Annotated in this window: 15 protein-coding genes, 1 tRNA gene and 2 rRNA genes; 7 read left to right on the forward strand and 11 right to left on the reverse strand. The window is 66.3% G+C overall.

The window, feature by feature from the left end; translation table 11 throughout:
• Positions 1-182: 182 nt before the first annotated feature.
• Positions 183-259 (reverse strand) — tRNA-Thr (locus tag ACTWLI_RS03290).
• A 170-nt stretch (positions 260-429) separates the two neighbouring features.
• The gene (locus tag ACTWLI_RS03295) at positions 430-1,320 is read right to left on the reverse strand and encodes a DsbA family protein (protein WP_445155270.1); all 891 of its coding nucleotides are present in this window, start codon (positions 1,318-1,320) and stop codon (positions 430-432) included.
• A 177-nt stretch (positions 1,321-1,497) separates the two neighbouring features.
• Here ACTWLI_RS03295 and ACTWLI_RS03300 point away from each other — a divergent pair, with 177 nt between their 5' ends.
• The 3 genes from ACTWLI_RS03300 to ACTWLI_RS03310 all read left to right on the forward strand — a co-directional run bounded on the left by ACTWLI_RS03300 (position 1,498) and on the right by ACTWLI_RS03310 (position 4,374).
• On the forward strand, positions 1,498-3,039 hold the full coding sequence (locus ACTWLI_RS03300; RefSeq protein WP_445155271.1) for an alpha,alpha-trehalose-phosphate synthase (UDP-forming): 1,542 nt from the start codon (positions 1,498-1,500) through the stop codon (positions 3,037-3,039).
• Positions 3,029-3,841 (forward strand): trehalose-phosphatase, encoded by an 813-nt coding sequence (gene otsB / locus ACTWLI_RS03305; RefSeq protein ID WP_445155272.1) that lies wholly within the window; start codon positions 3,029-3,031, stop codon positions 3,839-3,841. Before ACTWLI_RS03300 ends, otsB begins: the two co-directional genes overlap by 11 nt.
• 128 nt (positions 3,842-3,969) lie before the next feature.
• Positions 3,970-4,374 carry a hypothetical protein gene (locus tag ACTWLI_RS03310; protein WP_445155273.1) on the forward strand — a complete coding sequence of 135 codons (405 nt, stop codon included), beginning with the start codon at positions 3,970-3,972 and terminating at the stop codon, positions 4,372-4,374.
• Between the two features lie 28 nt (positions 4,375-4,402).
• On the opposite strand, the gene ACTWLI_RS03315 is transcribed toward ACTWLI_RS03310, so the two are convergent.
• Positions 4,403-4,813 (reverse strand): VOC family protein, encoded by a 411-nt coding sequence (locus tag ACTWLI_RS03315; protein ID WP_445155274.1) that lies wholly within the window; start codon positions 4,811-4,813, stop codon positions 4,403-4,405.
• A 268-nt stretch (positions 4,814-5,081) separates the two neighbouring features.
• Here ACTWLI_RS03315 and ACTWLI_RS03320 point away from each other — a divergent pair, with 268 nt between their 5' ends.
• The gene (locus tag ACTWLI_RS03320) at positions 5,082-6,164 is read left to right on the forward strand and encodes an ABC transporter ATP-binding protein (RefSeq protein WP_445155275.1); all 1,083 of its coding nucleotides are present in this window, start codon (positions 5,082-5,084) and stop codon (positions 6,162-6,164) included.
• 118 nt (positions 6,165-6,282) lie between these two features.
• Positions 6,283-7,695: a DUF4032 domain-containing protein gene (locus tag ACTWLI_RS03325; protein ID WP_056741240.1), complete on the forward strand. Its 1,413-nt coding sequence runs from the start codon at positions 6,283-6,285 to the stop codon at positions 7,693-7,695.
• 28 nt (positions 7,696-7,723) lie between these two features.
• Here ACTWLI_RS03325 and ACTWLI_RS03330 read toward each other — a convergent pair whose 3' ends face one another.
• The 5 genes from ACTWLI_RS03330 to ACTWLI_RS03350 form a co-directional block, all read right to left on the reverse strand.
• On the reverse strand, positions 7,724-9,094 hold the full coding sequence (locus ACTWLI_RS03330; protein WP_445155276.1) for an FAD-binding oxidoreductase: 1,371 nt from the start codon (positions 9,092-9,094) through the stop codon (positions 7,724-7,726).
• Positions 9,095-9,138: 44 nt separating this feature from the next.
• Positions 9,139-11,046, reverse strand: a complete 1,908-nt coding sequence (locus ACTWLI_RS03335; RefSeq protein ID WP_445155277.1) for a glycoside hydrolase family 13 protein — start codon at positions 11,044-11,046, stop codon at positions 9,139-9,141.
• A 2-nt stretch (positions 11,047-11,048) separates the two neighbouring features.
• Positions 11,049-11,999 (reverse strand): sugar ABC transporter permease, encoded by a 951-nt coding sequence (locus ACTWLI_RS03340; RefSeq protein ID WP_445155278.1) that lies wholly within the window; start codon positions 11,997-11,999, stop codon positions 11,049-11,051.
• The gene (locus ACTWLI_RS03345; RefSeq protein WP_445155279.1) at positions 11,996-13,645 is read right to left on the reverse strand and encodes an ABC transporter permease subunit; all 1,650 of its coding nucleotides are present in this window, start codon (positions 13,643-13,645) and stop codon (positions 11,996-11,998) included. Before ACTWLI_RS03345 ends, ACTWLI_RS03340 begins: the two co-directional genes overlap by 4 nt.
• A gap of 118 nt (positions 13,646-13,763) precedes the next feature.
• Positions 13,764-15,068, reverse strand: coding sequence for a sugar ABC transporter substrate-binding protein (locus tag ACTWLI_RS03350; RefSeq protein WP_445155280.1), 1,305 nt, complete (start codon positions 15,066-15,068; stop codon positions 13,764-13,766).
• A gap of 321 nt (positions 15,069-15,389) precedes the next feature.
• On the opposite strand from ACTWLI_RS03350, the gene ACTWLI_RS03355 reads away from it, so the two are divergent.
• Positions 15,390-17,135: a glycoside hydrolase family 13 protein gene (locus ACTWLI_RS03355; protein ID WP_445155281.1), complete on the forward strand. Its 1,746-nt coding sequence runs from the start codon at positions 15,390-15,392 to the stop codon at positions 17,133-17,135.
• Positions 17,136-17,137: 2 nt separating this feature from the next.
• The gene (locus tag ACTWLI_RS03360; RefSeq protein WP_445155282.1) at positions 17,138-18,172 is read left to right on the forward strand and encodes a LacI family DNA-binding transcriptional regulator; all 1,035 of its coding nucleotides are present in this window, start codon (positions 17,138-17,140) and stop codon (positions 18,170-18,172) included.
• Between the two features lie 56 nt (positions 18,173-18,228).
• On the opposite strand, the gene ACTWLI_RS03365 is transcribed toward ACTWLI_RS03360, so the two are convergent.
• The 3 genes from ACTWLI_RS03365 to ACTWLI_RS03375 form a co-directional block, all read right to left on the reverse strand.
• The gene (locus ACTWLI_RS03365) at positions 18,229-18,717 is read right to left on the reverse strand and encodes an SRPBCC domain-containing protein (RefSeq protein WP_445155283.1); all 489 of its coding nucleotides are present in this window, start codon (positions 18,715-18,717) and stop codon (positions 18,229-18,231) included.
• Positions 18,718-19,303: 586 nt separating this feature from the next.
• Positions 19,304-19,420: ribosomal RNA gene (rrf, locus tag ACTWLI_RS03370) — 5S ribosomal RNA — on the reverse strand.
• A 210-nt stretch (positions 19,421-19,630) separates the two neighbouring features.
• Positions 19,631-22,755 (reverse strand): 23S ribosomal RNA (locus ACTWLI_RS03375).
• Positions 22,756-22,781: the final 26 nt, after the last annotated feature.

The following is a 22,781-nucleotide window of genomic DNA, read 5'->3' on the forward strand; positions in this document are numbered from 1 at the left end:
CCCGGGCCATTGGCGTGGCACAAGTCGCCGGTGCGATTGCGGTGGCAGCGACCCTTTCCAAGACCCCAGGGCCGGCCTGGAAGAAATGACACCACAGGGCGAAAAATAAACGTGCTGCATCCCGAATGCTTTGTGCAAAAGCCCCTCCGGTCCGGGCAACATCGCCGGAACGGAGGGGTTTGTGGAGCCCCCTGTCGGATTCGAACCGACGACCCCCGCTTTACAAGAGCGGTGCTCTGGCCAACTGAGCTAAGGAGGCAATCCGCCGTCGTCCGCTGGCCGCATGAAGGGCCGGACGCTGGGCGCTAGACAAGGGTAGCCCACGGAAGCCTGCCGGTAAAAAATGCCGGCAACGCACCAGCAACGCACCGGCAACGCAAACAGCCCGGCCCCGGAGAACCGGTGCCGGGCTGTTGCGTACGGTGTCTGTTACTTCTTGGCGTCGACCGCTGCCTGCAGGAACTGCTCGAACGGGGTCTGGGCGCTGGCGCCCTTGCCCCACTGCTTGCCCTCGACGAAGACCGTCGGGGTGCCGGTGACGCCGATCGCCGCGGCTTCCTGGGTCGTGTACTTCACGTACGGGCGGTAGGTCTTGTCGTCCACGCACTTGTCGATGCTCTTGGCGCCGATGTCGGTGGCCATCTTCTTCAGCTCGTTGTCGGAGAGGCCGGCACCGCCCTCGGCAGGCTGCTTGGCGAACAGCTCGTCCACGAATGCGGAGTACTTCTCCGGCGATTCGTTCACGACGCAGGCGGCGGCGTTGGCCGCGCGGGAGGAGTAGTTGGTGCTGGAGCGGCTGTCCAGGAAGCCCAGCGGACGGTACTCGACCGTGATCTTGCCTGCGTTGCGCAGCTCGGTGAGGGTGCTGTTGTACTGCGCCTCGAAGTTCTTGCAGACCGGGCAGATGAAGTCGATGTAGAGGACCACCTTGACCGGCTTGCCGGCCTCGGCCTCGGCACCGGGGGCCTTGATGTCCGCCGGCGGCGTGGCCGCGGGCGAGGGCAGGTCCGCGACGTTGACGGTGGCCGGTTCGGTCTTGGCGACCTCGGTGTTGGCCAGCAGGGTGACGCCGCCGTGGACGTTGCCGTTGGCCGGCGTCGGGCCGGAATCCGCCACCGGGGCGTTGTTCTTGATGTTGGAGGTGACCACCAGTGCCACGATCACCACGATGGCGACGACGGCGACGACGATGCCCCAGCCGATGAGCAGCTTGTTCCGCTTTTCCTTCTTCAGCTGCGCTTCGCGGATCTCTCGGGCTTTTTCGCGCGCCGCGGCGGTGCGCTCCGCTTTGGACTGACGGGGTTCGTTTGCGGGGCTCATTAGTTCCTCGTGTCGATCGGCCTGGGATGGTCCACTGGGTGGCAACTTCATCATTTTAGGGGAGAAACCCGGGAGCTTGCGCTTTCAAGTTTCCTCCGTGTGCCCAACGGACGAATAGCACGGAAGATTCCGCGCGGCTAGGGTGGACAAGAGCCACAAGCGACCCAGGGGGCACCAATGCAAGCAACGGAGCGCGCCGAGCAGAGCGCCGAGCAGGAACCTGCACAGACAGCTGACGGAGGGCCGCACGCCGAGCCCGCCGCCGACAAGCATGCCGACGCATCGGAACCAGGGGCCACCTTCGATTTCATGGTGGTTTCCAACCGGATGCCGGTGGACCGCTGCTCGCCCGACGAGCCGGGCTGCGAGGACGGCTGGCGTCGCTCCCCCGGCGGGCTGGTCACCGCTCTGGCGCCGATGATGACCAAGACCGACGGCGCCTGGGTGGGCTGGCACGGGGCCCCCGACGAGCACCTCGAACCGTTCAGCCACGGCGGCATCGACCTCATCCCCGTCCAGCTGAGCACCCGCGACGTCGAGCTTTACTACGAGGGTTTCTCCAACGCCACCCTCTGGCCGCTGTACCACGACGTGATCGCCCCGCCGGAGTTCCACCGCGCCTGGTGGGACACGTACCGGAAGGTGAACAAGCGGTTCGCCGACGCCGTCATCCGCTACGCCGCGCAGGGCGCCACCGTCTGGGTCCAGGACTACCAGCTCCAGCTGGTGCCCAAGATGCTCCGCGAGGCACGACCGGACCTGAAGATCGGTTTCTTCAACCACATCCCCTTCCCGCCGCCGGAGATCTTCGCGCAGCTGCCGTGGCGCCGGGCGATCATCGACGGCCTGCTCGGCGCGGACCTGGTCGGGTTGCAGCGCAGCAGCGACGCCGGCAACTTCATGCGCTCCGCCCGCCGCTTCCTCGGCGCCAGCGTCAAGCAGCAGCAGGTCCACGTCAAGGGCGCCGACGGCGAAACGACCCATATTGCCCGCGCGCAGGCGTTCCCGATCTCCATCGACGTCAAGCAGATCAGCGAACTGGCCCAGCGCCCGGAGATCATCGAGCGGGCCAAGCAGATCCGCCGGGACCTGGGCAACCCCAAGACCATCCTGCTGGGCGTGGACCGGCTGGACTACACCAAGGGCATCCGGCACCGGCTCAAGGCCTATGAGGAGCTCCTTGAGGACGGCAAGGTCACGGTGGAGGACGCGTCCCTGATCCAGGTCGCCAGCCCCAGCCGCGAGCGCGTCGAACAGTACCGGCTGCTGCGCGAGGAAGTGGAAGGCACCGTGGGGCACATCAACGGCACCTTCGACACCATGCAGAACACGGCCGTGCGCTACCTGCACCACAGCTACCCGATCGAGGAGATGGTGGCCCTGTACCTGGCCGCCGACGTCATGCTGGTCACCGCCCTGCGCGACGGCATGAACCTGGTGGCCAAGGAGTACGTCACGGCCCGGACCAACAACGACGGCGCCCTGGTGCTCAGCGAGTTCGCCGGCGCGGCCGACCAGCTCAAGCAGGCACTGCTGATGAACCCGCACGACATCGACGGGCTCAAGGACACCATCATGCGCGCGGTCAACATGCAGCCCGCGGAGGCCGCGCGGCGGATGCGTGCCATGCGCAAGCAGATCCTGACCAACGACGTCGACCTCTGGTCTGCGGACTTCCTGAGCGCGCTGAAGGAAAAGGTGGTCCGCGATGACTCCTGATTCCAGCACTCCCGGGACCGACGACCAGCTCTCCCCCGAGCTGCTCGCCGCCGTCCGCCGCGTCGCCGGCACGGACCAGCTCCTGGTGGCGATGGACTTTGACGGGACCATGGCCCCGCTGGTGGACCACGCGGAGGACTCGCGGGCGCTCCCGCGCTCCGCCGCCGCGTTCGCCGCCCTGGCGGAGCTGCCGCGCACGACGACGGCGCTCATCTCCGGCCGGGCGCTGGACAGCCTGCGCGCGGTCGCCTCGCCCCCGGAGCGGACGCTGCTGATCGGCAGCCACGGCGCCGAGGTCTGGATGGGCCCCGGGTCGGCCGACCTTGAGCTCGACGCCGGACAGCGCGAACTCCTGGCCGGGGTGCGGAAGGTCCTGGCAGAGATCGTGGACGTCGCCCCCGGCACACTGCTGGAGGACAAGCCCGCCGGCGTCGTGCTGCACACGCGGCTGGCGGCGGACGACGTCGCCGAAGACGCGGTGACGGCGGCCAAAGCCGCACTGCAGGACCGTCCCGGTGTCTTCCTGAAGACCGGAAACCGGGTGCTGGAGACCTCCGTAATCCACGCTTCCAAGGGTGAAGGCGTGTCCTTCCTTCGGCAGGCGACCGGCGCCACCGCCGTCGTCTTCGCCGGCGATGACACCACCGATGAGGATGCCCTGGGCAGCCTCATCCGCGGCGACCTCGGCATCAAGGTCGGCCAGGACTTTACCCAGGCCGAGTTCCGGGTGCAGGACTGCGAGCAGGTCTCCGATTTCCTCGAAGCGCTCCTGCGGGAGCGGACAAACGCCGTCGCCGGCTAAAGGGGCCTGCCGCACCGTGCCGCCTTCACCGCGGTGTTCCCGGGTACTCCTGTTGGGGACCGCGCGCCCTCGCTAGACTTAAATTGCGCCGCATTAGACGCAGATTTCGTTTCGGGAAGGGAACGATCATGACTAAGAACAGCGGCAAGGAAAACACTTCCGGGGAAGCCGGTTCCGGCACGAACCCCGAGGAGAAAGACCTGCGGGGCCGGTACGTGGAAGGCAACTTCGGAAAATCCGGCGCGCAGTCGGGCCGTCACACGGACGACGAGGAAGGCCAGTACATCGAGGGCAACTACGGTGCGGCGGGGTCCGAAGGCGGTCTGCCCGAACCATTAGGCGCCAAAGCCCACGAATCCGGCCGCTACGTCAGGGCGGACTACGGCGGCGCCGGAACAGCCCCGGCGCGCACTGCCGAGTCGGAAGTCGGGCGGTACTCCGAAGGCGACTACGGGACCGATGGCACTGTGGATCCCGCGCGCAAAGCCCGTCCGCACCAGGATGCGGAACCGAAACCAACTGACTCCGCTTAGCAGCGGCTCCCCGCCCCTCGGCCGCAGCCTAACTAGACGCGGACTCGGGTTCGTAGCCGATCAGCCAGTGCAGCCCGTGGCGGTCGATGACCTGGCCGTCGGAGGCGCCCCACGGCTTCTCCGCGAGGGGGTCCACCACGCGGCCGCCTTCGGCAAGCTTGTCGAACCACTCGTGCAGGACTGCCGGCTCCGCGGTCCCCAGCAGGGAGAGCATCAGGCCCTCGAACCGGACGGTCTTATCCCCCGCCGGCGCATCCGAGCCCGCCAGGCCCACGACGCCGCTCAACTGGCCGTGCGCGATGGCATCCGGCGGACCGTCGGTGCGATTGAACTCTTCGTAGCTGAACAGGGCAAGGTCGCCGCCGAAAACATCCGCGTAAAAGCCCAGGGCTTCACGCGCGGTTCCGGGGAAACTGACATAGATCTGCAGTGAGGTCATGGGCACAGCCTACAGAGGCGCTTCCCGGGGACGAAGGGGCGGCGGTAAGGCGGATCACACGTGAGATCCGTAACGTTTCGACCCCAAACCGAAAAATCTGACATACTCTGTATGTGATGTGGCGCACAGCTACCGTGCGGCGTCACGGCTGCTCCTCGGCTTCGGCCGGGGAGCACGCGCATCCGCTGAGCGGATGCCACAACTGAATACAAAGAACCATTCACTACGGATCGTCCGGCACGTACCTGCCGGTGAAGGGATGATAACTGTGGCAACAGTTACTTTTGACAACGCTACGCGTCTGTACCCGGGCACAGAGAAGCCCGCTGTTGACAAGCTCAACATTGAAATCGCCGACGGCGAGTTCCTGGTCCTCGTAGGACCCTCCGGCTGTGGAAAGTCCACCTCCCTGCGCATGCTCGCAGGCCTTGAGGATGTGAACTCCGGCCGGATCCTGATCGGCGACCGCGATGTCACCGATGTTCCGCCGAAGGACCGCGACATCGCCATGGTCTTCCAGAACTACGCGCTCTACCCGCACATGACGGTCGCGGACAACATGGGCTTCGCCCTGAAGATTGCCGGCGTCAGCAAGGAAGAACGCGCCGAGCGCGTCCGCGAAGCCGCCAAGCTCCTGGACCTTGAGCCGTACCTGGACCGCAAGCCGAAGGCCCTCTCCGGCGGCCAGCGCCAGCGCGTCGCCATGGGCCGCGCGATCGTGCGCAACCCGCAGGTGTTCCTGATGGACGAGCCGCTCTCCAACCTTGACGCCAAGCTCCGCGTGCAGACCCGCACCCAGATCGCGTCCCTGACCCGCCGGCTCGGCGTCACCACGGTGTACGTCACCCACGACCAGGTTGAGGCCATGACCATGGGCGACCGCGTCGCCGTGCTCAAGGACGGCCTGCTCATGCAGGTGGACACCCCGCGCAACCTGTACGACAAGCCGAAGAACGTCTTCGTCGCCGGCTTCATCGGCTCCCCGGCCATGAACCTGCTGGAGCTCCCCGTCGTCGACGGCGGCGTGCAGTTCGGCGGGACCGTCTACCCGGTGCCGCGCGACGTCCTCGAGGACGCGTCCGGCTCCACCGTCACGCTGGGTACCCGCCCGGAAGACCTCGAAGCTGCGCCGCAGGGCGAAGGCCTCCAGGTCGAGGTCGACGTCGTTGAGGAACTCGGCGCCGACGCGTACATCTACGGCCACACCACGCTGGATGGCAAGGACCACGACATCGTGGCCCGCGTCGACGGCCGCCGTCCCCCGATGAAGGGCGAGACCATCTATGTCCGCCCGCAGTCGGGCCACGTGCACCTGTTCGACACCAAGACCGGCCAGCGCCTCGGCGACTGACCGCTCGTCGCCGGCGGCGGTCCTCCTCCTGGAGGGCCGCCGCCGGCGTTTAACCGGCCGGCTTTAGGCGGCGGCCGCCCATGTACGGGAGAATTGCCCCATGACCGAGGAAAACCGCATGACCGAGGACAACGGCGCCCAGTGGCACGACGAACCCACTGACTACGGACAGATCGGCAAGCTGCCGCGGTACGAAGCCGCCAGCGCCCACGACGCCAAAATGGTCGCCAGCTCGCTGAGCATCACCGCCGCCGCCACGGAGCCCGAGCTGCTGGACCTGCCCTGGCACATCGCCCTGGAGGACTGGCCGGCCGAGTACCTCGCCGCCCTCCCCCGCGGCATCTCGCGGCACATCGTGCGGTTCGCCCACCTGGGCGGCTCGGTGATTGCCATCAAGGAAACCTCGGAGCACATCGCCCGGCACGAGTACCACATGCTCCGCAAGCTCGCCCGGCTCGATGTGCCCTGCGTGGAGCCGGTCGCGGTCATTACCGGCCGCACCACGCCGGAGGGCCGGCCGCTGAACCCGGTGCTGGTCACCCGGCACCTGAAGTTCTCCATGCCGTACCGGGCCCTGTTTTCCCAGATGCTGCGCAAGGACACCCTGACCCGCCTGATCGACGCCCAGGCCCTGCTGCTGGTCCGGCTGCACCTGATCGGTTTCTACTGGGGCGACGTCTCGCTCTCCAACACCCTGTTCCGCCGGGACGCCGGCGCCTTCGCCGCCTACCTCGTGGACGCCGAGACCGGCGAGCTGTACCCGGACCTGTCCACCGGGCAGCGCGAGTACGACCTGGAAATCGCCCGGGTCAACATCGCCGGCGAACTCATGGACCTGCTCGACGGCGGCCTGATCGAGGAAAAGGTGGACCCCGTCGCCACCAGCGAGCTGATCATGGAAAGCTACCGCCGGCTCTGGAGCGAGCTGACGGCCAAGGAGTCCTTCGAGATCGGCGAGCGCTGGCGCGTCGCGGCGCGGATCCGGCGGCTCAACGAACTGGGCTTCGACGTCGAGGAGTACGCCATCAAGACGACCCAGAACGGGTCCACCATCCAGCTCCAGCCCAAGGTCGTCGACGCCGGACACCACCAGCGCCGGCTGCTGCGGCTCACCGGCCTGGACGCCCAGGAGAACCAGGCCCGGCGTTTGCTCAACGACATGGATTCCTTCCGGGCGGACAACAACCCCGGGATGGATGAGGAATACAGCGCCCACCTCTGGGTGAGCCAGATCTTCGAGCCGATCGTCCGCGCCATCCCGCGCGACCTGTCCGGGAAGCTGGAGCCGGCGGAGGCCGTGCACGAGATCCTGGAACACCGCTGGTACATGTCGGAGAAGGAAAACCGGCACATTCCGCTGGCCGAGGCCGTGCAGTCCTACATTGATTCGGAGCTCCGCCACCGCCGGGACGAAGCCGCGATCATGCTCAACCCGGACACCGAGCTGCTCAAGATCCTTGAGGTCGAGACGGAGGAGTCGCGCTACGGCGAAGGCGAGTCCGACGAGGAGTACCCGGACTCGGACGACTAGGCGGCCCCGGGCGGACCGGGCAGCCGCGCTAGATGGCCTTGCCGGGGTTGAGGATCCCGGCCGGGTCGAAGAGTTCCTTGATCCGGCGTTGGAGTTCGCGCACCGGTTCCTTCTGCTCCAGCCCCAGCCAGCGCAGCTTGTACTGGCCCACACCGTGTTCGCCGGTGATGGTCCCGCCCATTGCGAGTGCCACCGTGACGGATTCGTCCAGCGCGGCGCCAAGGCGTTCCAGCGCTCCGGGATCGACGCCGTCGTCCGCCTGCTCCACCCAGAACGTCGGGTGCAGGTTCCCGTCGCCCGCGTGGGCCACCACTTTCAGCCGCACCGCGTGTTTGACGGCCATCGCCTCCAGTTCCGCGACGTAGTCCACCATCCGCGAGCGCGGGACGGCGACGTCCTCACCCACCCGGTATTGGTCGTCGACCTCGGCGCCGCGGCTGTGGCGGCGCAGCTCGACCAGCTGCTCGGCTTCGGCGTTGGGCTCCATGGTCACCACGGCGCCGCCGGCGGCGAGCACGGGCCGGATGGCGGCGGCCTCCGCGGCCGCACCGAAGCCGTCGGTCTGGATCAGCAGCAGCGACGCGCCCCGGGCGGCCAGGTCCGATCCGTGCGCCTCGTCGAGCTGGGCGAGGGTGCCGCTGTCCAGCAGTTCCATGATGGCGGGCTGCACCCGTGCCTTGCCGACCGCGAGCACCCCGGCCGCGGCGCTGCGGAAGTCCGGGTAGAACGCAGCAATGGTGTGCACCTCGCGCGGCAGGTACTTGAGCCGGACTGTGATCCCGACGACGATGCCCAGGGTCCCCTCGGAGCCGACGAACAACCCGGTCAGGTCGTAGCCGGCCACGCTCTTGAAGGTCTGGTGCCCGGTGTGGATGAGGCTGCCGTCGGCGAGGACGACGTCGAGGGCCAGCACCGAGTCCCGGGTCACACCGTACTTGGCGCAGCGCAGGCCGCCGGCGTTGGTGGCGACGTTGCCGCCGATGGTGGAGAGCTTGTAGCTGGCCGGGTCCGGGGCGTACATCAGCCCGTGCACCGCGGCGGCAGCGTTGAGGTCCGCGTTGACCACGCCGGGTTCGACGACGGCGGTTTCGTCATCCGGGTTCAGGTCCAGGATCCGGTTCATCCGCTCCAGGCTGAGCACCACGCAGGCTTCCGTGGCGTGGGCGCCGCCGGAGACTCCGGTGCCGGCGCCGCGGGCCACGAGCGGGATCCGGCGGGCCGCGCAGGCCCGCACCACGGCCTGGACGTCCTCAATGGTCTCGGCGCGGACCACGGCCTGCGGCAGCTGGTAGTCCAGCACCGGCGCCTGGTCCACGGCATAGGCGGCGAGCGTCACCTCATCCACGGCGACTTTCTCCGCGCCCAGGGCAGAGGTCAGGTCATGGATGATGCCGCGCATGATGGTCTCCAGTTCTCCGTTGAATCCGGTGTTCAGTCCGGCCTTCAGTCTAGGCTGGTACGTCCCCGTGCCGGGCGCACGGACTCCGGAAGGGCGGCGCCGGGCAGCACCCAAACCGCTGCGGCGGGGCCGGCGGCACGCAACGCCGTCCCGTCCGCCGCCGGCGCGGCGGACAACTGGCCGGTGGCGAGGGCGGGGCCGTCCGCCAGGCCCGCGGCCTGGCCGGCGGACAGGAGCCCCGGTGCGAGGAGCACTTCCGCGGCGGCGCGGGCCACCACCACGAGCACCGCGGTGTCCGCCGTTTCCCGGACGAACACGAGGGCGTCCCCCGCCGCATGGAGCCAGCGAATGCCGCCGCCGGTGAGGGCAGGCTGGGACCTCCGCAGCCCGGTCAGGTCGGCGTAGAGCCCGCGGAGGTCGGTGCGGATCCGGCCGGGATCGTTCCACGGCATGGGGGTCCGGGAGTACTCGCCGTTGTCCCCCTCGAGCCCGAACTCGTCGCCGGCGAACATCACCGGCACCCCGGGAAAGGTGAACATCAGCACGGCCCCCAGCGTCTGGCCGCCGTCGATCATGGCCGTGGCGGCCCGGGCGGTGTCGTGGCTGTTGAGGGCGTTCATGTTCTGCTGCCGGACGTCCCAGCTGAACGCGGCGGCGAGGTCCTGGTGCGTGGCGAGGAATTCCTCTGCCCCGATCCGGTGCGGTCCGGGCAGCGGGGTGCCGAAGAAGTTCACGTGCCCGGCGTCGCCGGCGAGCCAGGCCCACAGTGGGCGGGTGAAGTTGGAGTAGGTCATGGCGCCGTGCCAGTGCTCGCCGCTGAAGTCCGGTGCGGCGTCGTTGGTGGCCTCGGCCAGCAGGGCCGCGTCCGGATTGATGCTGCGGACCCGGTCGGCGATCAGCCGGGCCACGTCCTGGTTCAGGTCGGTCGTCCCGAGCCGGCCGGTCATGTTGCCGACGTCGATCCGCCAGCCGTCGAGGTTGAACGGTGGCCGCAGCCAGCGGGCCACGGGCGAGTCGTCATCGAGCACGAATTTGCGCCGCAGCGCCGGGGAGGACCAGTTCAGCTTGGGCAGCGAGGCAATGCCGTACCAGGCCTCGTAGGCGGTGTGGTCGCGGCTGAAGTAGTAGTAGCCGGCTTCCTCGGACCCGGGCTCGGCCAGGGCTGTGCGGAACCACTCGTGCGCGTCGCCGGAGTGGTTGGCGGTGAGGTCGCCCATCACCTTCAGGCCGCGGGCGTGCGCGGCTTCCACCAGTTCGATCAGGGCCTCGTCGCCGCCCAGCAGCGGGTCGACGGCGGCGAAGGTGGCGGCATCGTAGCGATGGTTGGAGCGGGCCGGGAAGAACGGTGTCAGGTAGATGATGTCGGCCCCGAGCGCCTGGATATGGTCGAGGCGCTCCGTGACCCCGTTCAGGTCGCCGCCGTAGTACTGGTAGGGCGTCTCCGCCGCGGCGCCCTGCACTTCGGTGGTGTCCCACTCACACGGGACGGCCCAGTCCGGAACGGGCCGGCCGGCGGCGAGCGCCGAGCGCGCGAACCGGTCCGGGAAGACCTGGTACAGCGTGCCCCGGCGCAGCCACTCCGGTGCGGTCTGGAACGTCGTCAGCCGGAAGTCCGCGTAGTCCGAGACGTCCCGGCTGAAGAGCCCCTGGGCGTTGAGGTGCCAGTACCGCTGCCCGGCTTCGATCAGGAAGCGGTAGCGGGCGACCGGGTTGGTGACGGGCATGTCCGCTTCCCACCAGGCCCAGCCGTCGGCCTCGCCGAGTGCCAAGCAATCCGTGTAGCGCGGCTCGCCGTCGTGGACCGAGCGGAGCCAGACGCGGCTGGCGCGGGCCCACCCCGCCGGGACCCGGACCCGCAGCCGGACCTGGTCGCCCAGGGCCGGCTGCTGCGGGGCGTGCAGGGCGGAGCCGTCGTGGTGCGGGAGCAGCCCGGCCGGGGCGGCGCCTGACATGCCTAGCCTTTCACCGAGCCTGCCGTGAGCCCGCTGACGATGTAGCGCTGCAGGAACAGGAACAGCGCCATCACCGGGACCGCGGAAATCACGGCGCCGGCGGCGAAGACGCCCCAGTTCTCCGAGCGCTGCTGCGCCACGAAGGAGTAGAGCCCGACGGCGAGCGTCTGGCTGTCCGGGTCGGTCAGCACCACGGACGCGATCACGAATTCGCCGGAGATCGCGATGAAGGACAACAGGCCCACGACAGCCAGGATCGGCGTGACCAGGCGCAGGATGATGCCGAAGAAGATCTGGGTGTGGCTGGCGCCGTCGATCTTCGCGGCCTCGTCCAGGGACTGCGGGACGGTGTTGAAGAACCCGTACATCAGGTAGGTGTTCACACCCAGGGCGCCGCCCAGGTACACCATGATCAGGCCCAGCTGGCTGCCCAGGCCCAGGGCCGGGATCACCTCGGAGATGCCGCTGAGCAGCAGGAAGATGGCGACGACGGCCAGCAGCTGCGGGAACATCTGCAGCAGCAGCAGGCTCAACAGGCCGAACCGCCGGCCCGTGAAGCGCATCCGGGAGAACGCGTACGCCGCCATCGCCCCGAGGAACACCGTGGCGGCGGAGGTCACGCCGCCGACGACCATGGTGTTCAGGAACCAGCGGGCGAACGGCCGGGAGGGCATGTCGAACAGGGCGGTGAAGTTGCCGAAGTCGATCTTGCTGAACAGCGCGTTGGAACCGACGAGGGTGCCGGTGGAGTTCAGCGCCGCGGAGAGGACGTAGAGCAGCGGGAACACGGCGAAGACCGTGACGATGATGCCGACCAGGTGCCGCCAGCCCTTGTCCTTGAACCAGACGCCGAAGGGGCGCCGGCGCTGCAGGGACTTCAGGTATTCGACGTCGGTGGTGCCGGTGCCTATGGCGTCCGCCGGGGCGGTGGTGTGCGGTGCTGACCCGTTCATGAGTTCACGTCCTCGAGTGCCTTGGTCTGCTTGAAGCTGATGGCCGAGACGGTGGCCACGATGATGAAGATGATGATCGCCAGGGCGCTGGCGAGGCCGTAGTCGCGGCCGGTGCCCTGGCCGAAGGCCACCTTGTATACGAGGGTGATCAGGATGTCCGTGGCTCCGATGTCCCGGTCGGTGTCGGCGAACCGCGGTCCGCCGCCGGTGAGCATGAAGATCACGTTGAAGTTGTTGAAGTTGAACGCGAAGGAGGAGATCAGCAGCGGGGCGATCGAGACCAGCAGCAGCGGCAGCTTGATGGAGCGGAATACCCGCCACGGGCCGGCGCCGTCCATCCGGGCGGCCTCATCGAGTTCGGAGGGCAGCGACTGCAGGGCGCCGGTGCAGACCAGGAACATGTAGGGGAAGCCCAGCCAGAGGTTGACCACCAGGACGCTGATCTTGGCCAGGACCGGGTCGGTGAGCCAGCCGATCGAGGCCCCGCCGAGCAGCGTCTGGTTGAGCCAGCCGAACTCGGGGTTGAGGATGCCGGACCAGACCAGGCCGGTGAGGAAGGCGGGGAAGGCATACGGCAGGATCATCAGGATCCGGTACACCTTCTTGCCCTTGAGGTCTTCCCGGTTGAAGGTGATGGCCAGGAACAGGCCGAGCGCGAACGTCAGGGCGACGGAGGCGACGGCGAACGTGAAGGTCCAGAGGATGACGCCCAGCAGGGGTCCGCGCAGGCTGGGGTCGGTGAACGCTCGGGCGAAGTTCTCCATCCCGACGTCGATCTTCCAGCCGGTGGAGAGCGTCTCGCCGTTGTCCGCGGCGAAGGCGCCCTTGCCGTTGTCGCGGTAGACCGCGCCGGTGGTGGTGTCGGTGAAAGTGTCCGCAGCCTCGTCGTACTTCAGTGCCGGCTTGAACTGGTAGGCGTTGCTGCCGTCGGCGGTGCGGAGCGTGCCGTCCGCGGGGTCCGCTGAGACCGGCACGGTGATGTCCAGGATGCTCTGCTGGTTGGCCACGATTTCCTGGAAGTTCAGGGTCTGGTAGCCGTCCAGTGTCTTGGCCTTGCCGGTGGAGTCCTTGCCGGCGTCGGAGACTTCCTCGAGCGGCTTGTCGGTGCTGCCGAGTGAGACCTTGCCCTGGGGGTCCGTGAAGAGCAGGTAGAAGGAGTTGTCCTTGGCCAGCACGGAGGTCTTGTACGCCGGTGAATCCGGGACGCGCTTCTGCGCGGTGAGCTGGATGGCGTTGATCGCGTCATCCTTGGTGCTGTTGTGGCCGTCGCCGTAGTTGGTGAAGGCAATGTAGCCGCTGAACAGGACCACGAAGACTTGGAAGACCAGCAGGAACAGGACGCCGGGGGCCAAGTATTTGGCGGGCAGGCCGCCTTTGCGCAGGTAGATCCAGTTGATCACCAGCGCGACGGCGGAGGAGACTCCGAGCGCCAGCCAGGACTGGCTGAGGAAGAGCATGATCAGGACGTAGACGGCGAGGGCATCCACGAGGCCCAGCAGGACGATCTTGGCAATGGTGCCCTTGATCCCTTCCGGGCCGGTCCGGCGCCGGCGGACGCCGGCCTTCCGACTGGAGGTTGCGGGGGCGTCGGCTGGGGCGGACGACGCAGCGGGATCGGTGTCCTCGCGGAGTTCGGTATCTGGCATGGCTCTCTACAGTCCTTGGGGGAAGCTGGGTGATGCAGGAAGGGCCGGGCAGCCTGGTGGCCGCCCGGCCCGGTGCTGCCGGGGAAGGGTGCGTGGCGCCCCTCCCCGGCCGCGGGGACTAACCCGCGATTTTTGCCTTGATGCTGGCGGCCATCTTGGCCCAGTCAGCGGCCGGGTCGCCCTGGCCCTTGATCAGGGCCAGTTCGGTGGCGCCCCAGTCAGCCCAGACCGCGCTCATTTCCGGGATCGCCGGCATCGGGACGCCGGTGGCGCCGATCTTGCCGAACGCGGCCACGACCGGGTCGCTGGCGGCCTTGTCGAAGGAGGCCTTCAGCGCCGGCGGGCGTCCGCCGGCCTTGTACATGGAGTCCTGGGCTTCCTCGGAGGTGAGGTAGTTGGTGACGAACTCGTTGGTGGCCAGGGCGTTGGCGCTCTTGGCGCTGATGAAGAAGCCGTTGACGCCGATGAACGGCTGGGCCGGCTGGTCGCCGGCGGTCGGCAGTTCGTCAACCGCGAACTTGATGCCCTTCTTCTGCACGTCCGGAACGTTCCACGGGCCGGTCAGGTAGTAGGGGGACTCGCCGGCGAGGAACTTCTCCTTGGCGATGTCACCGGTGATGTTGGAGTTGATGATCTTTTCGCCCTTGTCGCCCCAGGCGGCGAGCTTCTTGGCGAACTCGACGCCGGCGGCGTCGCCGATCAGCAGCTGCTTCGGGTCGTAGCCGCCGTCGGCCGCCTTGCCGAAGACCTGCGAGCCCATGGAGGCCTGCAGCGGGTACAGGTGGTAGGGGTCGCCCTGCTTCGGGTCCATGCCGACGAGGAACGGGAACTTGGCCTTGCCGTCCGCGACGGCCTTCTTGCCGTTGGCGATGACTTCGTCCATGGTCTTGGCCGCGTCCGGGAGGATGGCCGTGTTGCGCAGGAGGCCGATGTTCTCAACCGCGTAGGGCACACCGTAGACCGAGCCGTTGTAGGTCATGGCCTTGACCGAGGATTCCTGGAAGGCGTCCTTCTTGTCGCCGAGCTCGACCGGGGCGATGACGCCGTTCTGGACGAACTTGCCTACCCAGTCGTGCGGGCCGACGATCAGGTCCGGGCCCTTGCCGGTCGGGACCTGGGTGATGAAGTCGTCGCGGACGGCGGCGAAGTCCTTGACCACGAGCTTGACCTCGATGCCGGTGTCGGCCTTGAACTTCGCGGTGATGTCCTTCAGGGCGGGCGAGCGTTCGGCGTCGACCCACATGGTGATGGTGCCGGCGCCGCCGGACTTGAGATCCGGCTTGGCGGTGGCCGTTGCCGTGGCCGGGCCGGTTGCCGCAGCCCCGCCGCAGGCGCTGAGTGCCAGCGCTGCGACGACGGAGATCGCGCCGGCCGTGAAGACCCGGCGGCTGGTTCCGGTCGTGAGGGTGTTCTGCACCTTCATTGGTGTCCCTTTCAAAAATTCTGCATCCACGCGGAGGGCCCCTGGGAAGTTCCCGGGGCCCGGTGGCATCGTCGGTGATGTGGCTCACAGCTGCAAGCGCTTCCAAGCTACACGGTGATGCACGCTTTTGAAAAGTCATTCTAGCGTGGCGCGTTGCTCCGCTTTGACCAGCCGACGGGGGTTGGGCGGCGGTGAACCGCTGTTTCAGGGCCGAATAAAGGCCGTTTGACCGTGGCGGCGGTCCGGCGGTCGGAGCGCGGGTCGGCGGCACGCGGCTGGAAGCGTTTTCAATTTTCCCGGTGTGCCCTTACGATTACCGGCATGTCCGTTGACTCAGTCCTCACCGCCCCCGCCGCACTGGCCGGCCCGCTGACCCTGGTGCACGCCGCCGATGACGCCGCCGGCTGGTGGCGTTCGGCCGTGATCTACCAGGTGTACCCCCGTTCCTTCCGGGACCTGAACGGCGACGGCGTCGGCGATCTCGCCGGCATTACCGCCGAACTGCCTCAGCTTGCCGCGCTCGATGTCGACGCCGTCTGGCTCTCGCCGTTCTACCGCTCCCCGCAGCGCGACGCCGGCTACGACGTCAGCGACTACTGCGATGTCGATCCGCTGTTCGGCACGCTCTCCGACTTCGACGCCATGATGGCCGAAGCCACCCGGCTGGGCCTGCGGCTCATCGTGGACCTGGTGCCGAACCACTGCTCGGACCAGCACACCGCGTTCCAGGCCGCCCTGGCCGTGCCTGCCGGCAGCCCGGAACGGGACATGTTCATCTTCCGCGACGGCCGCGGCGACTCCGGCGAACTGCCCCCGAACAACTGGCAGTCCCACTTCGGCGGGCCGGCCTGGACCCGGATCACCGAACCGGACGGCACCCCGGGACAGTGGTACCTGCACCTGTTCGATTCCTCCCAGCCGGACTTCAACTGGGACAACGACGCCGTGCACGCCGAATTTGAGCGGGTCCTGAGGTTCTGGCTTGACCGCGGCGTCTCCGGCTTCCGGGTCGACGTGGCGCACGCCCTGGTCAAGGCCCCCGGCCTGCCCGAATGGGGCGGCCGGGCCGACGGCAACAGCTCGCACGGCTTCCCCGGCCACGAGGCGCCGATGTTCGGACAGCCTGCCCTGCACGACATCTACCGCGCCTGGCGCCGGATCCTGGCTGAATACGGCCCGGACCGCATCCTGTGCGCCGAGGCCAACGTCGACCCGCTCCCCCGGCTGGCCGACTGGGTGCGCCCGGACGAGATGCACCAGGCCTTCAACTTCCCCTACCTGCACGCCGGGCTGGATCCGCACCGGATGCGCAGCGTGATCACCGACTCCCTGACCGCATTGGACGCCGTCGGCGCGCCGAGCACCTGGGTGCTGTCCAACCACGACGTCGTCCGCCACGCCACCCGCTTCGGGTATAACGGGCCGGCACCCCGCGACGGCGACGGCATCGGCCCCGCCGATGCGCAGCCGGATGAGGAACTGGGGCGCTCCCGCGCCGCGGCGGCCTCGATGTTCATGCTGGGACTGCCCGGCGGCGCGTACCTGTACCAGGGCGAGGAGCTGGGGCTTCCCGACGGCATCGACATTCCGGACCACAAGCGGCAGGACCCGACCTTCGGCCGCACCGGCGGGGAACGGCTGGGCCGCGACGGCTGCCGCGTGCCGCTGCCGTGGCGCGCTGCCGAACCCCACGCCGGGTTCGGCGCCGGGGCCGACCCGTGGCTGCCGCAGCCGGCAAGTTTCACGGCGCTGGCCCGGGACACCCAGGCCGCGTCGCCGTCGTCGCACCTGAACCTCTACCGGCGGATGCTGGAACTCCGGCGGGAGCTCCGCCTCGGCCAGGGCTCACTCGCCTGGATCGAGGACTGGTGCACCGCCTCCTCCCTGGCCTTCCTCAACGGCAGCACCGCGGTGCTGATGAACCTTGGCGGGGAACCGCTCGACCTGCCCGCCGGACGGGTGCTGCTCCGCAGTTCCGCGTCTGCCGGGCAGTGTGGCGGCGCCCATCAGTTAAGCTCAGGTGAAACTGTTTGGCTGGAGATCTACACCGAGGACACGGAGAACTGAAAATGCCCGGCATCAAGGACGTCGCGGAACGGGCCGGCCTCTCCATCGCCACCGTTTCGCGCGCCTTGAGTGGCAAGGGCAACGTGTCGGCCCGGAGCCGCGAGCGGGCGCAGGCCGCCGCCGCGGAACTGGGCTTCGTGCTCTCCTACCACGCCTCCAGCCTGGCGTCCGGGCGGAACCACAACGTCGGCGTCGTGGTTCCGTCCGTGCACCGCTGGTTCTTCTCCTCCGTCGTCGAGGGCGTCTCCGCGACCCTGCTCGACGCCGGCTACGACCTCACGCTGTACAACGTCAGCGAAGGCGAGGAACGCCGGCACAGCGTGCTCAACGACTTCCTGCTGCGCAAACGCGTGGATGCGGTGATTGCGGTGTCCCTGGAGCTCAGCGAGGCCGAGATCCAGCAACTGCTCGCCATCCACCGTCCCATTGTTGGGATCGGCGGCCCGCTGCCGGGCGCCTCGACGATCCGAATCGACGACTCGGGCATCGCCGAGGCTGCAGCCCGCCACCTGATCCAGTTGGGCCACAGCAAGATCGCGCACATGACCGGCGACGCCGCCTACGAGAAGGACTTCCGACTGCCCGGAACCCGGCAGGGCGGCTTCACCAAGGCCATGCGCGACGCCGGGCACCCGGTCCGGCCGGAATGGCTGGTCTCCGCCGACTTCACCATCCAGGGCGCCTATGCCAGCGCCCGGCAGCTGCTGGGCAGCTCACCGGACCGCCCGACGGCGGTTTTCGCGGCCTCGGACGAGATGGCGATCGGCACCATCCTCGCCGCCCGCGACTTCGGGCTGCGTGTCCCTGACGACCTGTCCGTCATCGGGATCGACGGCCACGAACTCGGCGAGCTCTTCGGCCTGACCACCATCGACCAGGATCCCCGCGGCCAGGGGGCCATGGCGGTCCGGCGGTTGCTCGCCGGGCTCGAGGGCGGCGCCGACACCGAGGCAGCAGACACCGAGTATCCGACCAAATTCGTGATCCGGTCCAGCACGGCCGTGCCGGCGGCCGACGCCGCGCCCCCGCGGGGATAACAGGCTTCAAGGCCCGACGCCGGAGTTCCCGGCCTGCCGTGTATGGACGGGAACGCTTACGTTCCTGAACCGCCCATGAACCGCACAAAACGGTCGAGCACGTCCGGCCAGCCGGCCTCATAATCGGCGCGGACGGCTGCCGGGTCCTTGGCACCCTCCCAGCCGCCGTGGACGACGCGGACTTCGGTGCCGTCTTCCACGGCGCGGAACGCGACCCGCAGTTCCGTGGACCACAGGGCCTGGGATCCAGGATGCCAGCTCGCATGGAAGGACAGCGGAGGCTGCCAGTCATCGATGGTGCCCCAGACGGAGCTCCGACCGTCGTCCGCGGTCTCAAGAATGAGGCTTTCCTCGAACTCGACGTAGGAGCCTGCTCCGTAGACGCTGTGGCCCTCCAGCGGCCACCAGAGGTGCGTGTGCTCGGTAAACCCCATAAAGGCCCGTCCCACCGCTCCAGGGACGACGACGGTGCACACCACCGGCTCCAGCCCCTCCTCGGGTCCAGGTTCGGGAGCTGCCGCAGCGTGGCTGAAAAGGCTATCCATGGGCATCAACTCTACTAGCCCGTGCCCTCCCGATCCGACGCTCCCTCACCTCCGGCGCCTTCCCAGCCGACGCTCCCTCACCTCCGGCGCCCTTACCGGCAACGTTTCATCACAACCGGTCTGCCCCCGTCTCCTGGCACCCGGCGGCCTGGTACGGACGCTCCAGCCCAGTTACCGCTGCTTCGCGGCCTTGGTTCCTTCGGTAATCCCCGAGTTGGCGCGGATTCTCTCCGCTGCCCGGCGTAGTAACTGGGCGGGAGCGTCGCGACCGAGTCCCTGGTGGCCCGCCAACTGTTCCGCCTCATCCGAGGCTCCCTCACCTCCGGCGCCTTCGGGGCTGTCGTTCCTCAGGATTGGTGGTGTGCCGGGGTGATCTGCGGGAGCGTCCGTTACGGAGCTGCCGTAGGTGCGGGAGGGTCCGTTCTATGGCTGCCGGTTCTGAGGGAACGTTCCCCCGCTAGCGCCCTCCACCCGATGCTCCCTCACGTCCGGCGCCCTCCGACCCGACGCTTCCTCAGTAGTGGTGTGGTGGTTAAAGTGGGAGAGCCTCCAACCTGGTGGTTGGAGGCTCTCGACCTGAATGATGTTCCGGCGGTGACCTACTCTCCCACACCCTCCCGGGTGCAGTACCATCGGCGCTGTGGGTCTTAGCTTCCGGGTTCGGAATGGGACCGGGCGTTTCCCCCACGCTATGACCGCCGTAACCCTGTTACCCGACCCACCCTGTTGGGGGTGGTGGGAAATCTGTGTGGTTACAACATGTGGTGTTGTATTCAGTTGTTTTGGTTCCTTGCAACGTGCCCGTGGCGGGTTTGTTGGTTGGGAACCACATAGTGGACGCAAGCAGTCTTGTTCTCTTTTCTTCTCTCCTGGTGTGAACCTCTTTTGAAGGAACGGTTCACGGAGGGAAGGTGTGGTGTAAGTTATCGGCCTATTAGTACCGGTCAGCTTCACGAGTCGTTAGTCCTCGCTTCCACATCCGGCCTATCAACCCAGTGGTCTGGCTGGGGGCCTCTCACACACAAGGTGTATGGAAATCTCATCTCGAAGCGAGCTTCCCGCTTAGATGCTTTCAGCGGTTATCCCATCCGAACGTAGCTAATCAGCGGTGCACTTGGCAGTACAACTGACACACCAGAGGTTCGTCCGTCCCGGTCCTCTCGTACTAAGGACAGCCCTTCTCAAATTTCCTGCGCGCGCAGCGGATAGGGACCGAACTGTCTCACGACGTTCTAAACCCAGCTCGCGTACCGCTTTAATGGGCGAACAGCCCAACCCTTGGGACCTACTCCAGCCCCAGGATGCGACGAGCCGACATCGAGGTGCCAAACCATGCCGTCGATATGGACTCTTGGGCAAGATCAGCCTGTTATCCCCGAGGTACCTTTTATCCGTTGAGCGACGGCCATTCCACAATGTACCGCCGGATCACTAGTCCCGACTTTCGTCCCTGCTCGAGATGTCTCTCTCACAGTCAAGCTCCCTTGTGCACTTACACTCGACACCTGATTGCCAACCAGGCTGAGGGAACCTTTGGGCGCCTCCGTTACTTTTTAGGAGGCAACCGCCCCAGTTAAACTACCCATCAGGCACTGTCCCTGACCCGGATTACGGGCCGAAGTTAGATGTCCAAAGTGACCAGAGTGGTATTTCAACGATGACTCCACCCGGACTGGCGTCCGGGCTTCAACGTCTCCCACCTATCCTACACAAGCCACTCCGAACACCAATACCAAACTATAGTAAAGGTCTCGGGGTCTTTCCGTCCTGCTGCGCGTAACGAGCATCTTTACTCGTACTGCAATTTCGCCGAGTTTATGGTTGAGACAGCGGGGAAGTCGTTACTCCATTCGTGCAGGTCGGAACTTACCCGACAAGGAATTTCGCTACCTTAGGATGGTTATAGTTACCACCGCCGTTTACTGGGGCTTAAATTCTCAGCTTCGCCTTGCGGCTAACCGGTCCTCTTAACCTTCCAGCACCGGGCAGGAGTCAGTCCGTATACATCGTCTTGCGACTTCGCACGGACCTGTGTTTTTAGTAAACAGTCGCTTCCCCCTGGTCTCTGCGGCCCCTGCACGCTCCGGACAGCGTGTGTCCATCACGATAGGGGCCCCCCTTCTCCCGAAGTTACGGGGGCATTTTGCCGAGTTCCTTAACCATAATTCTCTCGATCGCCTTAGTATTCTCTACCTGATCACCTGTGTCGGTTTGGGGTACGGGCGGCTAAAACCTCGCGTCGATGCTTTTCTCGGCAGCATAGGATCACCGGATCCCCCCGTACGGGGGTCCCATCGGGTCTCAGGCTTCATGAACGGCGGATTTGCCTACCGTTCGCCCTACATCCTTAGACCGGGGCAACCATCGCCCGGCCCGGCTACCTTCCTGCGTCACACCTGTTAATACGCTTGCCTCCCAGGATCAGGTCCCGCGCTCCACCAAAACCCTTCACCCACAAGGGGTGTCGGGCAGGTTTCGGGCGGTTAGTATCCCCTGTTCAGCATGGGCGGTTTTTCGCCGGTACGGGAATATCAACCCGTTGTCCATCGACTACGCCTGTCGGCCTCGCCTTAGGTCCCGACTTACCCAGGGCAGATTAGCTTGACCCTGGAACCCTTGATCATTCGGCGGACGGGTTTCTCACCCGTCTTTCGCTACTCATGCCTGCATTCTCACTCGTGTAGGCTCCACCGCTGGTTTCCACCGCGACTTCACTGCCCACACGACGCTCCCCTACCCATCCACACTCCTGAACCACGAAGGCTTGGATAAAATGTGAATGCCACAACTTCGGCGGTGTACTTGAGCCCCGCTACATTGTCGGCGCGGAATCACTTGACCAGTGAGCTATTACGCACTCTTTTAAGGATGGCTGCTTCTAAGCCAACCTCCTGGTTGTCTTCGCAACTCCACATCCTTTCCCACTTAGCACACGCTTAGGGGCCTTAGTTGGTGGTCTGGGCTGTTTCCCTCTCGACTATGAAGCTTATCCCCCACAGTCTCACTGCTGCGCTCTCACTTACCGGCATTCGGAGTTTGGCTGACGTCAGTAACCTTGTAGGGCCCATTAGCCATCCAGTAGCTCTACCTCCGGTAAGAAACACGCAACGCTGCACCTAAATGCATTTCGGGGAGAACCAGCTATCACGAAGTTTGATTGGCCTTTCACCCCTACCCACAGCTCATCCCCTCCATTTTCAACTGAAGTGGGTTCGGTCCTCCACGACGTCTTACCGTCGCTTCAACCTGGCCATGGGTAGATCACTTCGCTTCGGGTCTAGATCACGCCACTGCAACGCCCTGTTCAGACTCGCTTTCGCTACGGCTTCCCCACACGGGTTAACCTCGCGACGTAACACTAACTCGCAGGCTCATTCTTCAAAAGGCACGCCGTCACAACTACAAGGCTGCTCCGACGGATTGTAAGCACACGGTTTCAGGTACTGTTTCACTCCCCTCCCGGGGTACTTTTCACCTTTCCCTCACGGTACTGGTCCGCTATCGGTCATTAGGGAGTATTTAGGCTTATCAGGTGGTCCTGACAGATTCGCACGGGATTTCTCGGGCCCCGTGCTACTTGGGATACTTCCCAGGCGGCGTGACAGCATTACGGTTACGGGGCTCACACCCTCTCTGGCCGGCCTTTCAAGACCGTTCACCTATACCCACGCACTCACCTCACCAGTCCGGCAGAACTGGAACGGAAAGTCCCACAACCCCGACCATGCAACGCCCGCCGGCTATCACACATGGAACGGTTTAGCCTGATCCGCGTTCGCTCGCCACTACTAACGGAATCACTATTGTTTTCTCTTCCTGCGGGTACTGAGATGTTTCACTTCCCCGCGTTCCCTCCACGCACCCTATGTGTTCAGATGCGGGTCACCAGATCACTCGCGCGTCTGGCGGGGTTTCCCCATTCGGACACCCTGGGATCACAGTCCGGTTATCGACTCCCCCAGGCTTATCGCAGATTCCTACGTCCTTCTTCGGCTCCTAATGCCAAGGCATCCACCGTGTGCTCTTAAAAACTTGACCACAAAGATCAAGGAGTAATTTCGAGA

It is taken from the genome of Arthrobacter sp. Hor0625, from assembly GCF_052567525.1.